General features: G+C 43.5%; 19 protein-coding genes and 2 pseudogenes. 11 read left to right on the top strand and 10 right to left on the bottom strand.

Going from position 1 to position 13,961, the window contains the following annotated elements:
• Positions 1–80 precede the first annotated feature (80 nt).
• The gene (locus C9J01_RS29785) at positions 81–251 is read left to right on the top strand and encodes a hypothetical protein (RefSeq protein ID WP_170114895.1); all 171 of its coding nucleotides are present in this window, start codon (positions 81–83) and stop codon (positions 249–251) included.
• Here the strand turns inward: C9J01_RS29785 and C9J01_RS30125 are convergent.
• Complete coding sequence (locus tag C9J01_RS30125; RefSeq protein ID WP_107298162.1) at positions 213–581, bottom strand: DUF3653 domain-containing protein; 369 nt, start codon at positions 579–581, stop codon at positions 213–215. The genes C9J01_RS29785 and C9J01_RS30125 overlap by 39 nt on opposite strands.
• Before the next feature lie 205 nt (positions 582–786).
• On the opposite strand from C9J01_RS30125, the pseudogene C9J01_RS10860 reads away from it, so the two are divergent.
• Positions 787–1,529 (top strand): annotated as a pseudogene (locus C9J01_RS10860) (ISNCY family transposase); the annotation flags it as partial.
• Between the two features lie 200 nt (positions 1,530–1,729).
• Here the strand turns inward: C9J01_RS10860 and C9J01_RS10865 are convergent.
• The 3 genes and pseudogenes from C9J01_RS10865 to C9J01_RS10870 form a co-directional block, all read right to left on the bottom strand.
• Complete coding sequence (locus C9J01_RS10865; RefSeq protein WP_146157077.1) at positions 1,730–2,059, bottom strand: hypothetical protein; 330 nt, start codon at positions 2,057–2,059, stop codon at positions 1,730–1,732.
• A 23-nt stretch (positions 2,060–2,082) separates the two neighbouring features.
• Positions 2,083–2,238: pseudogene (locus tag C9J01_RS29885) on the bottom strand (ATP-binding protein); the annotation flags it as partial.
• Between the two features lie 123 nt (positions 2,239–2,361).
• A complete protein-coding gene (locus C9J01_RS10870; protein ID WP_107298164.1) occupies positions 2,362–3,216 on the bottom strand; it encodes an SDR family oxidoreductase in 855 nt (284 codons plus the stop codon).
• A 544-nt stretch (positions 3,217–3,760) separates the two neighbouring features.
• Between C9J01_RS10870 and C9J01_RS10875 the strand changes: the two genes are divergently transcribed.
• The 6 genes from C9J01_RS10875 (at position 3,761) to C9J01_RS10900 (ending at position 7,623) form a co-directional block, all read left to right on the top strand.
• Positions 3,761–4,435, top strand: a complete 675-nt coding sequence (locus tag C9J01_RS10875; protein ID WP_107298165.1) for an outer membrane beta-barrel protein — start codon at positions 3,761–3,763, stop codon at positions 4,433–4,435.
• Positions 4,436–4,531: 96 nt separating this feature from the next.
• On the top strand, positions 4,532–4,879 hold the full coding sequence (locus C9J01_RS10880) for an antibiotic biosynthesis monooxygenase family protein (RefSeq protein WP_107298166.1): 348 nt from the start codon (positions 4,532–4,534) through the stop codon (positions 4,877–4,879).
• 12 nt (positions 4,880–4,891) lie between these two features.
• Positions 4,892–5,554 (top strand): hypothetical protein, encoded by a 663-nt coding sequence (locus tag C9J01_RS10885; RefSeq protein WP_107298167.1) that lies wholly within the window; start codon positions 4,892–4,894, stop codon positions 5,552–5,554.
• 158 nt (positions 5,555–5,712) lie between these two features.
• Positions 5,713–6,483 carry a winged helix-turn-helix domain-containing protein gene (locus C9J01_RS10890; protein ID WP_158264524.1) on the top strand — a complete coding sequence of 257 codons (771 nt, stop codon included), beginning with the start codon at positions 5,713–5,715 and terminating at the stop codon, positions 6,481–6,483.
• Positions 6,476–6,922: a hypothetical protein gene (locus C9J01_RS10895; protein WP_107298169.1), complete on the top strand. Its 447-nt coding sequence runs from the start codon at positions 6,476–6,478 to the stop codon at positions 6,920–6,922. The genes C9J01_RS10890 and C9J01_RS10895 overlap by 8 nt, the downstream gene beginning before the upstream one ends.
• A gap of 317 nt (positions 6,923–7,239) precedes the next feature.
• The gene (locus C9J01_RS10900) at positions 7,240–7,623 is read left to right on the top strand and encodes a response regulator (RefSeq protein ID WP_107298170.1); all 384 of its coding nucleotides are present in this window, start codon (positions 7,240–7,242) and stop codon (positions 7,621–7,623) included.
• A 102-nt stretch (positions 7,624–7,725) separates the two neighbouring features.
• On the opposite strand, the gene C9J01_RS10905 is transcribed toward C9J01_RS10900, so the two are convergent.
• Positions 7,726–8,451, bottom strand: coding sequence for a PilZ domain-containing protein (locus tag C9J01_RS10905; RefSeq protein ID WP_107298171.1), 726 nt, complete (start codon positions 8,449–8,451; stop codon positions 7,726–7,728).
• Positions 8,452–8,751: 300 nt separating this feature from the next.
• Between C9J01_RS10905 and C9J01_RS10910 the strand changes: the two genes are divergently transcribed.
• Positions 8,752–8,979 carry a hypothetical protein gene (locus C9J01_RS10910; protein ID WP_237156942.1) on the top strand — a complete coding sequence of 76 codons (228 nt, stop codon included), beginning with the start codon at positions 8,752–8,754 and terminating at the stop codon, positions 8,977–8,979.
• Positions 8,980–8,983: 4 nt separating this feature from the next.
• Here the strand turns inward: C9J01_RS10910 and C9J01_RS10915 are convergent, their stop codons facing one another.
• From C9J01_RS10915 to matP, 4 genes are all read right to left on the bottom strand, one after another.
• Positions 8,984–9,472, bottom strand: a complete 489-nt coding sequence (locus C9J01_RS10915; RefSeq protein ID WP_107298173.1) for a PaaI family thioesterase — start codon at positions 9,470–9,472, stop codon at positions 8,984–8,986.
• An 81-nt stretch (positions 9,473–9,553) separates the two neighbouring features.
• Positions 9,554–9,946, bottom strand: coding sequence for a PPC domain-containing DNA-binding protein (locus C9J01_RS10920; RefSeq protein ID WP_107298174.1), 393 nt, complete (start codon positions 9,944–9,946; stop codon positions 9,554–9,556).
• 79 nt (positions 9,947–10,025) lie between these two features.
• The gene (locus tag C9J01_RS10925; RefSeq protein WP_419686687.1) at positions 10,026–10,340 is read right to left on the bottom strand and encodes a DUF3634 family protein; all 315 of its coding nucleotides are present in this window, start codon (positions 10,338–10,340) and stop codon (positions 10,026–10,028) included.
• Between the two features lie 202 nt (positions 10,341–10,542).
• A complete protein-coding gene (gene matP / locus C9J01_RS10930) occupies positions 10,543–10,995 on the bottom strand; it encodes a macrodomain Ter protein MatP (RefSeq protein WP_107298175.1) in 453 nt (150 codons plus the stop codon).
• Positions 10,996–11,215: 220 nt separating this feature from the next.
• Here matP and C9J01_RS10935 point away from each other — a divergent pair, with 220 nt between their 5' ends.
• Together C9J01_RS10935 and fabA are read left to right on the top strand one after the other, a co-directional pair.
• Positions 11,216–12,904: an AAA family ATPase gene (locus tag C9J01_RS10935; protein ID WP_107298176.1), complete on the top strand. Its 1,689-nt coding sequence runs from the start codon at positions 11,216–11,218 to the stop codon at positions 12,902–12,904.
• Positions 12,905–12,972: 68 nt separating this feature from the next.
• The gene (gene fabA / locus C9J01_RS10940) at positions 12,973–13,488 is read left to right on the top strand and encodes a 3-hydroxyacyl-[acyl-carrier-protein] dehydratase FabA (RefSeq protein WP_107298177.1); all 516 of its coding nucleotides are present in this window, start codon (positions 12,973–12,975) and stop codon (positions 13,486–13,488) included.
• A gap of 211 nt (positions 13,489–13,699) precedes the next feature.
• Here fabA and rmf read toward each other — a convergent pair whose 3' ends face one another.
• Entirely contained in the window at positions 13,700–13,873 is a 174-nt protein-coding gene (rmf, locus tag C9J01_RS10945) for a ribosome modulation factor (RefSeq protein ID WP_082008520.1), read from the bottom strand.
• Positions 13,874–13,961 lie beyond the last annotated feature (88 nt).

Raw genomic sequence — 13,961 nt, forward strand, 5'->3', positions numbered from 1 at the left:
CCAAACTAAAAGCGAAGTGCTGCGGCCAACTTCTACCAGTTGTACTCTATCCCTACCATTCTTCAGTTGGACTAAGTTCGATGTCTAGTCAGAAAGCTTGCCCGGTTTGCGGCCAAACCGAATTGTTGGTTTCCAGTACCTTGATCATCTGTCGCTGTGGTGCAGCATTTTTTGAGGCAGAAGAGAACGGCCAGCTCGCTGACCATTCTTTGTTATGTTCGATTCAATACTCGGGCTACGTGCAAGATTGAAGATTTAGTTTTCTGATCACTATCTGCATTGATCTCCAGAAGTGCGTTTCCTGCGACAATTCTATTAGGAGTTAAGGACCAACTATTTGGTGTGATTAGCTGCCCTTTTTGAATTCGCCAACCTCTCCATTCATCACCTAGCGGGTCGAGCTCTAACCCGCTATACATTCTCATGAGCCTACGACACTCTGGCGGGATTGGATTTCCAGCGTCCCAGCGCGTGATGGTTCTCACACTTTTAAAACATAATTCTGCTGTCTCTTCTATACTCAATCCGCATTTGAAAAAACGAAAAATGTAGTTTTCAGTTAGTTTATGATGTTTTGGCATTCAATGCTTTCTCTGCAAAGAAAGGATTCTAAACTGCTGATTTAACAGAGTTATTGATCCTTAACATAACACGGCATAATGCGCACTCGGATTGTAGCCACAAAGCTAAAGTGTCTCTTTTCTACAAAGTGAAAATGTCCTGTTTTTCCTATGTTGATCAGACCTTGTCTGGTCTGTGTGAGATGAACTGAAGATGTTGGTAACCATGAATGATAAAGAGATTTTACGCCTGAGTGCTATCCGTGATGTGTGTGAACACCGTATTCGACGTTCCGATGCAGCACGTATCCTTTCCCTCAGTGTTCGCCAGGTACAACGTTTAGTGACACGCTTTCGTGAGTCCGGTGCTGCAGGCCTTGTCCATCAGCGCCGAGGCAAACCGTCTTCGAATAAAATCAACGATAACGTCCGTTACCGTTGTTTGAGTCTGATCAATCAAAAATATCCTGACTTTGGCCCAACGCTAGCCCACGAAAAACTCACCGAGCGTCACGATATTTCAATTTCATTGGAGACGCTACGCCAATGGATGATCGCCGATGGTCTTTGGGTTCCCCATGCCAAACGTAAGCCGCGAGTTTACCAACCTCGCCACCGGCGTGATTGCCTGGGTGAACTGGTTCAAATTGACGGCTCCCACCATGACTGGTTCGAAGGTCGCAGCCCCAAATGCTGTCTGTTGGTATACATCGATGATGCTACTGGCCGCTTGATGAACCTGCGCTTCAGTGAAACTGAATCAGCTTTCGACTACATGGTGGCTACTCGTGAATACCTTGATCAACATGGCAGACCTACTGCATTTATAGTGATCGGCATGCAGTTTTCCATGTCAGTAAACGGGATGCCCACACCGAACGCTTGACCCAATTTGGTCGTGTACTGAATGATCTCAATATCGAGCTGAACTGTGCCAACAGCTCACAAGCCAAGGGCCAATGGCCGCGTTGAGCACACGAACAAAACGTTACAGCGTGATGTTTTGCGCCCAGTTCCATAATGCCCTCTGTGATGGACAGACGTTGATTGTTATTAACGGTTTTGGTTTCGCTCAGTAATGTCACACACAAGCTTAAACCCTTGGTTGGTAGAGACTCTCCGCAAATGGATAATTGCTTATAACTAAATTATTGAAAGTTGTTCCCAAATCAAAATCCATATTCGCTAAATTCTTCATCAATTAACTGCTCAAAATCACGTAAATTGGTGAATAAATAGGTAGCAAATATTTCAGCATCTAGGACAGTAAGCATTTGGTTTGATTGTTCAAGGTAAGATAAATAGCGAAGTAACGCCCAGCGGGTTGAATGATAAGAAGTTAACAATTCGAGCCCCTCCTCACCAACCTCAAGTTTGATTTGATCGGCAATATTATCCAGTGAGCTTAGTAGTTTATACCCATATTCAATGGCTTGTTTTTCTTCCATTTGGCAATTGTAAAACTGCATAAACTCACTATTTATAATTGGCTTAATCATGACTTTACACTGCCAACGAACAAATCAATGATGGTACTCAACGCTTCTAACATATTCATTGAGTGTAGGTCATACTTTCTCCCTCGCCTCAAAATCTTGCCGTGGTAGTCCGTCGCCTTACCTGCTATGGTAGTATGTTCGGCCACTTCTTCGCAGAACACCTTTAGCGGTTTCTTGTACCACACAGGTATGATTGATTGTCCGGGATTCAGTTCAACAAAAACTCATATTAAAAAGCTACAGTGTCACCTCTAAAAGCATAAAGTGACACTGTAGCTTCCTGCTTAACCTAAGGACCGACTCTATTTTCCTTGCGCCTTCAGCCCATTGAAATACTCACCCCAACTGATGTGCTGCCTACCTGCGGCGAGTTCAAAATGGCTGGGGTTATCTGCTGCGCCTTCTTGGATACCCTGGTAGATCCCAGCGATCACTGTTCCGATAAAGTCCCCCAACTCTGCGATGCGGTCCTTACGATACTCTTCGACGCTCATTGGTACATAATTCAGCTTGGTGCCGAACGCGAGATTTAAATAATCTGCCAGTTGATATTGCGTGAGGGCCTCACCGTTTAAGTTGTAGGTTTGCCTGTTGTGTTTATCTTCGGTCAGCATTTTTGCATAGGCAAAAGCCAGTTCTTCGCGTGTGGTATAACCGCACTTGCCATCACCGGCACAGTTATAGATCTGACCCAGTTTCTTATAGCTGTCGATATATTCAATGTCTGGTTCGATATAGATCCCGTTGCGCCCGATCACCCACTCTAGCCCGCTTTCGCGAACGTCTTGTTCGGTCTGGCGGTTGCTTTGAATTACCGGAGAAAATGCAGTGCCGACCTCAGCACCTTGGACGCTGGTATACACAATCTTATTGACGCCTGCTCTCTTCGCCGCTTTTATCACATTACGGTGTTGCTCTATACGTTTGTCCGGGGCATCCATCCCTGAAACAATTAACAGCGTATCGACTGAAGCCAGCGATTCCTCAAGTTGTTCAGGCTGGTTGTAATCACCAGGTCTAACTTCTACTCCAAGGTGTTTTGCTTTGTCCGGTGTTCGAGCAAGTGCGATAACGTCATCTTTAGATGTGAGCTCTACAGTGGCTTTGACGATGGCAGCCCCTAGTTGTCCACTTGCTGCAGTTACGGCTATTTTCACAGACGATTCCCTCATTGGTGAAATGACAAAGCCCATGCACAAAAGCACAGAGTATTGAACGATATTAGCCTAAAAAGGCATTTTGCGAGATGCCCGTTGTCACACCCAATAAAGATAAAACAAAACGTTACAGGGTCGCTTTATTTTATGGCTAGGTGCAAAGATGTGGACTATAGACTGGATATTGGTTAATCCCCTTTCTGATAACTACGAAGCGCTAGAGTCGCTGATAAAAGCAAAAGGTTAGAGCCTTAGGCTTTCCCTTTGATTCCGAGCATCTAAGAGGATTGTCGTTTCTGTTCTATCTATATGGATAATTTTTTGAGTTATGTAACAAAGCATGTAACAGCGTTCAAATGGTTAAGTTATTGGTTTTGATCACCCATAAAATTATAGTGCACTAGAGGGTGATAATTTGTGGAAAATATTATAAATCATATAGATATCGATATTAACAACTTAATTAATATGAATTATCACCTTCAAATATTTCAATTGAGCACACTATTACTTAGTCTCCTCATCGCTTTAGGAGATTAATACAATGAAACTAACTTTACCGCTACCGCTTTTTGCCCTTGGTTGCGCCATTACAACCTCTGCCATTGCTGGCCCTGTTGAGCTACAACAGAACTATTCTTACGTTTCAGTAGGCTACCAATACTCCCTATTCAGCGAGTATCTTCCAACGGATATTACCGGTAAAGTCTTTACCTTTTACGATAATATGTCTGGTTACTACGCTCGTGCCAGTATCAACCCTGTTGATCAGTTCTTCCTTGAAGGTCGCTACGATGACGTATCACGTGACCGTCTCGGTTTTAGCCACTCATTAGTTGGCCTTGGTTACTATATGCCAGTTGGCAAGAACAGTTCGGTATACGCCCTATTAGGTGCAGAGAAACTCACTGCAGAAATGGACCTATTCTCTGATGCATCACTTAGCTATTCAGACACTGCTTTTACTGCAGAGGTGGGTGCCAAATTCAATCTAATGAAACGCTGGACGGCAGAGCCGGCAATTCGAGTTGCGACATTTGACGAACCGCTTTACGAGCTGCGCTTAGATAACCAAATTCACCTTACCGAGGCGTGGAGCATAGAAGCGAACATTGCGCATCGAGCGATGGACCTAGGTACATCACAATTAGGTGAGCTTCCTGTACTTAGAGAAATGAACTTCCGGTTAGGCGCTCGCTACCAGTTCAATATATTGTAATTCAACGATAATTAATATTAATTAACTGCACACTTGGGTTTTCTTCTTGTTGTATATGCTAAGTTTCGAACGCTATACAATAACAAGGAGATCCAAATGCTAAGTAAAGTCATACCCGCCCTACTATTCGCTTTAGCCGCCGCGCCGACAAGTGCCGAAGTGACACTCATTAACCCTTTTCATGTGCCTAAATCTCATGAACAAGCGGTACTCGATCACTGGGAGCAAGCCAGAGATTTTCTTGTTACTCAGCCTGGCTATATCTCTACCTCTTTACATCGCTCTATTCAGCCTAATAGTCAATTCCACTATATCAATATTGCTAAATGGGAGTCTGACAGCCACTTCAAAACGGCTATTGCCGAAATGAACAAGACACTACCGCCATTGAAGATCCCTAGTGTTGAATTTTACCCTGCTCTGTATGAAGTTATCAGAAACTAAAAGGAATTTAGTATGAAGCTATTGAAGTTTGCTCCGCTTGCTCTTGGGTTAGCGATGACAGCTACACAGGCACATAGCGCAGCCTATGGCGTCAGCCTCGAGTGGAAAACAGATGATGCCCTAACTGTATTTGAAGGTATGAATGCCCAACGCAGTGAATTCGCTAAACTGGTTGAGCAAGGTGTTATTCATGATCTTTTCGTTCGCCACTCCACGGTGGATGGCAAACAGTTCCCAATCATTAACTTTGTAATGGAAGCTGACTCAGCCGATCAGGTATTAAAACGCCTAGAGCATCTTCCTTTCTTTAAAGATGATGTTGTCAAAATCGCTGATATTCGCGACATAGGTACAAAGTGGTTGGACAAAGAAATGATCCATAACACTTATTCTTTAGAACTGACTTGGTTAGAGCCACAGCAAAATCTACTTGTTGATCAGATCCTTGGCAAAGACCTGCAAAAGGTTGTTAATTGGAATGCACAAGGTGTCGTTACTTCTGCCTATCTCAGTATTCAAGATTTTGACGGCAACATGAAACAGCCTACCTACTCTATTGCTGTTCAAGCTCGAGATGAAGACCACGTACAAGAAATGGCCAGAGAGCTGGAAGCAGTCAAGACAGAAAGTGCTTCATACAGCATCATGTACCTTGGTTATAAGTTAAACATTTAACTTTTCAACGGCCGAGCTTGACTCTAAGTTCGGCCACGTAAAATTTCACTTTCTCAGTAGCTACATTCAGAAGCTAGATTTTTACCCTTCACAACATTGTTTTGAGCTATTCATTCGCCTAAAATCCCCTGCTCAAAGTGGTGAATATGAGGAAAATTATGCGTGACATGACAACACCGGTTTTACTTGGGGATTTTAAGATAGACCCTGTAACACAAGTACTGATCCGCACCACTGATAACCAAAGTGTGAAACTTTCCCGATCTGAATCTTTGATCATTTGCATGCTAGCTAAGCAACCCAACGTTGCTGTTAGCCGTGATGCCTTATTGGAAGATTGCTGGACAGGCAAAGTTGTTACCAATAGTTCTTTAACCGTTGCCATCAAACATATTCGATCTGCCTTCTCAGAGCTCGGAGCTGACGATGTCATTGTGACTGAACCTAAAAAAGGCTATCTCATTCGTCTATCTTCTGTAGAAGAGTTAAAGTTAGCTGAAAACAACGTGAGTAATGCTGTTGAAAAACCACCAGCAAACGACCTAACCAACAGCCACATAAGCCATGCCACACCCGATTCACCGTTAAAAACAAGTATAACGAAAGCTGCTGTATTCTCTCGTCTCACCCTACTTTCTAAACGTTACCTCGTAACTGCTTTCTCCTTTACCCTAACTATTACCACGCTTTCACAGATGGCGCTTTTCGTTGAAAGCACACGAATAGATAATCACCACGTTCTTTATGACGGCCAAATAATGCCACCAGCCGTTATTAATGCAATCAAAGCATTTCCAAATCCAAAGTCAAAATTCATTACATACCCCCTAGGTGGAATTTGTGATGACTATCAACTGATTGTCATTGATAACAAAACAGGCTTTATCGATATCACCTCTCAAATTGAACAAGGTAATTGCCGTGGGTAAAATCATATCTAAAGCCGCATTAGGCGTAGTTTTGGGGCTGATAGTAACAATCAGTGTCGGAATTTTTTCGGCTTTAACAACCAAAGGGCGATATGTGTTTGAATCCAGCTATCCCGATGTTGGCCATGAACGCCTTTCTACTGTGCTCACCCATGGAAAAATCAAAATGCAATTCTTGGGTTATAACGCGTCTGATAAGATCACTATTTCCAAGCAGTTCTACGGATTATTCCTACGCTATGGCTCCCACTACCTCGTGATAGCAAAAGAGCAAGATACGGCCGACAATAAGCAATCTCTTACCGCGCGTAGCTTTTATATTATCGAATCAGCAGATAAGGCTGCTTTCATTTCTGATCAGCGCGGTATGTATATCACCAAAGATAATCGTCCACTTTACCTAAATAGCGTGTTACTAGGGAAACCACTCGCAATCTGATCCCCCCTCGTTTAGCATGACGCTTATTAGCATAAGGCTGTACCCATAAGGTACAGCCTTTTTCTTGCATCTTTATATGCCTCTAAAGCCTTATATTTTGTACCGATAAGATTGTTTGCATTTCATACAAAAATAAAATTATAGTGCGTCAGAGCTAAAGGTATAAAGATAGGGATCACATATTGATTTATACTTAACCAAGTTGATCGTTAATTTTCCCTATCATACTATGTAAGCAAGCACATTTTAGTTCGTTGGATGCACAAGTGCTTTTGTTGTACTTAGCAAGATCACGATGAGTTTAAGGAAAAACCGCTATGAATAAGTTTCTCATCATTGAAGATAATAAGATGATGGCTAAGATCCTAGCCGAGCTGCTAAGAAAAAGCGTCCCAATCCAGAAGCTGCTTTATGCCCCTACGGCACAGCAAGCTTATAATACGTTATTGAAGACTACTGTCGATTGTATCTTCCTAGATTTGAATCTATGCAAGCCTTTAGATGGGATCGAGGTATTGCAATATATCAGAACACAATACCCTTCTATGCCGGTGGTGATTGTAACAGGTGACAGTGAAATTGAAACTGTTAAGCGCGTTATCTCCCACAATCCCAATGACTATTTGGTAAAGCCTCTTTCAATGCAGAAAATTCATCGTTGCCTTGAAAAACTAGGGATTTTCCAGTCAAGTGATTCCTAGACTCCGTTCTTGTTTTAATTTTACTGAGCTAAACCTCACATCCTCGCCTACGGTTGTTTGAATCGTAGGTTTCAGCTTAGTCAGAGGCAATCGCACTATTTGTTATTGCTTAAACGATAGTTTTGCGCCGTCAAACATCAGCTTATTCATTAGCTCTCTCACCGCCTGCTGCCCTGATTGATCAAACTCAATACCAAGTTGTTTGTTCACGCCTAACTGCTGATGGTTACAGACTTTTCCTGATAAGGGATAGATCACATCCGTTTTCGGGTGTATCACTTCTACCGTTACAACATTATTGATCTCAATAGTTGGCCCATTCGCTTCAATAAAGAAACTACATCCGGAGGTCGAAAGATCTTTCAGTAAAACATTCAACGTACGAGAAGGCAGCACAATTTTCCCTTCTAGATTCACAGCATAACGTGGCTCTTTTCTAAGCTGTACTACATCAATCTGCGGCGGTATATCAACAACTAACAGCGGAACAGGCTCGGTAAGAATATGACTGATCTGAGTGCGGACATTAACCAATGCCCCTTCGCCTTTTTCAGAAACCGCTTTAATGGTCATCCGGTAGCCGATCTGGAAAAACTGCTCTCGCTCTAGTTTATTGACCTTAGGCAGTTCAATAAACAACTTATCTCTACCATTTGTACCAATAAAGACCGAGCTCACTTGATACAACCGCCCTATAGGCGTTTTAACACTAAGTGTGACTTCACTGCCGTGAGTAACTTCCATCAATCCAGGTAATGAAGGTTTTGATTGCTCTCGAGTACGACTCTCCATCGCTCGCCGTTTAATCTGGCTTAGTTGTTGACTCACTATTCTTCCTTACAGCCATTCACTCACTTTATAAGTGAATTCTAATCTTTGTCGAACAATGACTACAATAGTCAGTAGAAGCAAATTATCGTCAATTAGCAACAAGTTGATATATTCATGCCAATTTAAAGAAAAAATCGTTGTTAGTCTGATAGCAAAATTTATTATCAGCAAATATATCCCCTGCAGGGAAAGCCATCAAATTTATTGACAGGAATATTAGTTGATACATAATGCTATCTTTTAAGCGTTATTCTGCACATGGCAATTACAATAAGAGATATCGATCAGCACTATTACATGATCGAAGAATTAAAGTCGATTACTGAGAGCAACGTCACAACGAAAGCCTTAATTAAAGGCGGCTATATGGCGGTTGAGCTTGGCAAGCAATTAGAACAAGAAAAGGAAAAAAGAATAAGAGCCGAGCAAGCACTGAGTGAGCTGCAACAAAAAATCCAGCATTATCTGTCTAGCCACCAAGCCCTGGTTGATATTGCTGCCTCAAAAACACAGAACACGAAATAACCTATTATCCCCCAGCAGCCATCCATTGCTCTGGAACTCGAACAGCCGTTAGCTTAGCCCTTACGGCTGTTTTATTATTGGCGATCAGTTCACACTCAAGTTCTGTATTACGCTCACCTACATCAACCACACTCGCCTTTAAAACAATCTCTGCTTTAATTGATACTGGGCGAAGATACTCAAGCGAAAAACGCCCTGTCGCAAACCATATTGCCTCTCCTTCACCAATCTCCCTCCCAGCACGCCGATAAGCATCAGCCATTGCCGTACAGATACAATGACAATCAATCACTGTGGCAATAACCCCCCCATTGAGGAAATGTGTTGGTGCGGCGCAATGATAAGCTTGAGGTGAAAACTGACACACCGCCGTTTCGTCCCCAGCCCAGAAACTTTGAATGTGAAGGCCATGTGGATTTTCTCCACCACAACCAAAACAATGATTTCCCTTAATTTGAGCCTGAAAAGACAGGTGACCTGCGCGATTCCCCATAGTGTGGCTACCTAATTACTTATATCTCTTATAGATACAAGTATATATGGCCTATCAAAAAGCCTCGGTGAAACTCTCTTTCTATTTCACCACCAGCTCAGTGAACCCTGTGGAGTCGTCTTGTTCACGCGTGAAGGACAGATTGGCATATTCCACTAAACAGACCTCTGCAGTAAAAGAAACGATCGAGCCATCTTGTAGGTGCCCGCCATAAACTCGGCCCGTTTTATCGGCCACTGAAATATGCAAATGCACATGATCTGGGGTTAATGTCCCACTGAGGGTCAAAATTTCCAATGGCCCTTTCAGTTCTAGGCTTTCAGACTCATTAGCAAGCCGTATAGAGGCGTGGGACAGACAACCGACACAACTTAATAGTGACCCTGCTTTAATATCTTTTTGCTTCACATAGGCCAAAATAGAATGCTTTAAGTCAGCGTCAAGCGTTAAGCGAAATGCGTGTGGTGTGAGCATCTGGTTTACCTTTATATCCTGGTACAAAAAAGCCCTCCATTGTGGAGAGCTTTGATAGATTCAATGAAGATTATTGATGTTAAGCACGTCTTCCGCGCTTCTTCGAGCCGCCACTATAAGGAAAGACATTGTGGATGCGCTGTTTTACCTTTGAAGGCACCGACTTTGAAAACACCAGCTTTGTTGTAAAACGGGTCTTATAAACCTTTACCTTGCCAGAAAACGGCTGTTTATGCGCAATATCTTTACAGCCAGCCAAAAAGCCGTTCGGGATTTGACCTTTCTGTTGAGTGAGCTTTCCATCTTCGAAGGTCAACACCATGATCGGCCGATCTTTAAACACAAAAACAAATATAATAACGGCAAGGGCAATCACGTATAGCACGAATTCCATGCTTGGCTCCTTTATCAAGTTCCTTTTCTCGCCCAGTTCTACAAAAATGCGTTTTTAAAAGTGTTTAGTAGAACTAACTGTATTCAAAAGCAACACTAACAATGAATTAACTGGGACACCTAAGTCCTATTTTACAACATGTTAGTGGTTCTCGCCTGAGGCAGATTAACAACTCTGGCAATACGCCCAATACTGAGTGCGATTATTCAAAGTCTAAAAGCTCATGGAGGTCATGCTTCAAGTCCATCACCTTCTTACTCGCCACTTCTGTCTTGTTTGATTCACTCAGGAGATATTCAATGGTGTCAGACAGAGTGGAATCCAGCTCTTTGGACTTTTCCGCCAATTTCTCCCAAACCCGATAGTCGAGATCAATGGATTTCTTGCGAGTATGAACTTGCTCAGCATTGAAGTGACGTTTACGTTTAGCACGGATAGCTTGTTTGAGCTTTTTATCTAGCTCTGGTGACATATGCTTGTCAATCCATTTGAGCACCTTGGTTGGCTCATGCTCAATGGATAACAGTTCATCTACCGCAGCTTTCGCTTCACTGGTGTCGATATAACCGGTGATCGCTTCACCTTCTTTCCATTTTTTTACTAGATAATTCCATTTCCATCCGGCTTCAAGGTTTTCAAGCTGCTGATATTTCATAGTCGTCAGAGATTCTCGATAAGTCTAAACTTAAGTAGTGACAGTGTAACTGTTAGACCTCTAAAGCTCAATTCCATTTTGAACTTTAAGCGTTTGTTTTTAAGTCGATCTCAACAGGACTGCAAATGAAGTCAATTACATTACACACTAAGCTATTATGCGGCCATTGATTCATTTATACTGCTGACTTTTTCACACTAACGAAATAAAGCACACGCCCATGCATGAACAAAACTGGCGCTCGATGACTCCAGACTACTCTCAGTACCAAGCCATCCTTGAACAGTACAATGATCTCCTTCCCGCAACGACTGGAACCTTACAAGATCGTCTATCAGATGCTGTGCGCCGGTTTACTGCAGTTGAACTTCAACCACGTGTATTGCGAATTACCGCACCGGATAACAAGGTGTACCGTGATTATGTCATTGAGCTGATTTCACAACAAGCCGAGGCCAAAAACGAATCCCCGGTCATCGTCGCCGGCGAGAACGTGACGGAGCTAAGCCTGTTCGGTGCTGTTTACCCTCCAGTCGAAGAAAACAATATCAACAAGCAGCAAGTCAAGCATGGGTTGGTTCACCAAGCCCACAACGGCTACCTGGTGCTTTCTGTCGGTGCAATCCTTGCCAACCCTAGCCTGTGGCCACGCCTCAAGAGCATTTTGATGAACGGGACGCTGGAATGGCAAGCCGCCTCCAAAAAGAGCCTGTACCCTCTGCCACCAGCAGAGCAATTGAATATCAAGTTAGTACTGATCGGCGATCGTTACTTAATGGCTGAGCTTGAAAACGCAGAGCCGGATATCTCTTCAGGCTTTACCATGTATGGTGAGTTCGAACAGGATTTGGTGATCACCAAAGATAACCTGCCGCTATACCTTGCTTACCTAAAAGCGATTATCGATAAAGCCAAGCTACCAGAACTTGCTGATGCTGAAGCACTTGAAATGGTGCTAAAAACGGGCGCACGTTACGCTGAAGATCAAGCCCGAGTACCGCTTTGCCCTATCTGGCACCAAAGCCTACTCTGTGAGGCAGCCCTTGAGTCACAAGGCAATAAGATAACCGCGCAGCACCTAAAGGATTCTATTCAGGCACGGGAGTACCGTGAATCTTATCTGCCTGAGCGTGCCATTGAAGATATCCACCATGGCCAAGTAGTAATTAACTGCCAGGGCGAAGAGGTTGGTCAGGTTAATGGTCTTACCGTTGTTGAAGTACCGGGACACCCTCGCGCTTACGGTGAGCCGGCACGTATTTCATGTGTTGTTCACTTTGGTGATGGCGATATTTCAGACGTTGAGCGTAAAGCCGATCTCGCGGGTAATATTCACGCCAAAGGTATGATGATCATGCAGGCATTTATCAGTACTGCATTAGATTTAGACCAACCTTTGCCATTTTCCGCCTCTATCGTATTTGAGCAGTCGTATTCTGAAGTTGATGGTGATAGCGCCTCGCTAGCGGAACTGTGCTCGCTAGTTTCTGCGCTTTCGATGCAGCCAATCAATCAACAAGTCGCTGTTACTGGCGCTGTTGACCAATTTGGCCGTGTACAGGCTGTCGGTGGCATTAACGAGAAAATCGAAGGGTTCTACAAGGTTTGTGCGTTCCGTGGCCTGACAGGTAACCAAGGTGTCATATTACCGAAAACAAACCTGACTAACCTATGTCTAAATGATGAGGTGTTAGATGCCATTAAAGCCGGACAATTCCACCTATGGACGGTGGAGAGTGTTGATGACGCACTACCTCGATTAACCGGCCAAGCCTTCCGCAGTGATGATGAAGAAGCAGAAACGCTGTTAGCGAAAATTGCTGAACGCATTGATATTTTCCATCACGGAGACATGGAAAAACATATCGGTTTGCTATCCCGAATTCGTAACTGGTTGGTCCAGAACTGATCCGAGTTGTCTGGCGTACATGTGTAAGCTAAATTGCCTCCATACTTTTTAAGGAGTTTTAAAGTCTGATGAAACGCCAGCAATCTTATAATTACGACGAACTAGTTGCATGTGGTAAAGGCGAACTATACGGCCCTGCTTTCCCTTCCTTGCCATCTGACAACATGCTGATGATTGACCGTATTGTAGAAATCACCGACGAAGGTGGTGAGCACGGTAAAGGTTTCATCCATGCAGAATTAGATATCCGCCCTGACCTATGGTTCTTCGATTGCCACTTTAAAGGTGACCCTGTAATGCCAGGTTGTCTTGGTCTGGATGCAATGTGGCAGCTAGTAGGCTTCTTCCTAGGTTGGGCCGGCGGTGAAGGTAAAGGTCGTGCCCTTGGTGTAGGTGAAGTGAAGTTCACTGGCCAGATCCTACCAGAAGCGAAGAAAGTGACTTATGAAATTCAGCTTAAGCGCGTTATCAACCGCAAGCTAATCATGGGCGTTGCTGATGGCCGTGTCTTGGTCGACGGTAAAGAGATTTACGTTGCTAAAGATCTGAAAGTTGGCCTATTCAAAGATACGTCTTCATTCTAAGCCAATATTCAATATGAATTACCAAAGGTCGCCAATGGCGGCCTTTTTTGGATCCTAAGTTCCTGGTTCCTAGATCCTAGTTTCTAGGAGAATCAAATACTTTGGTTTTAGCTTCCCTAGGATCTAGAGCCTAGCCACCTAGGACCTCACATATAGAAAGAGCCCCTGTTCCTAAGAGGGGCTCAATAAGGGAGATATGAAGGGAGGTTTATTATTTAAACAGGCCAGATTGCAAATCTTCTCTTGCTTCTCGCCAGCCACCTAGCCAGTTTGTACGGGCCTCTGTCGATTGGTACGGACAGTCTTCACTGGAACGACCATTTATGCCAGCCTTATAGCCTTGAGATTGTGCGCGCTCCAGACGATCCCGCTTTTGTCTCTTCATAAGTTCGATCCTCATCCTTATCATTTACATTCATTACTATTGCATAATGATGGAGATGTTGTGTCTCCACTATTAAGAATTAGCTAAA

The organism is Photobacterium rosenbergii (genome assembly GCF_003026455.1).
Lineage (GTDB): Bacteria > Pseudomonadota > Gammaproteobacteria > Enterobacterales > Vibrionaceae > Photobacterium > Photobacterium rosenbergii.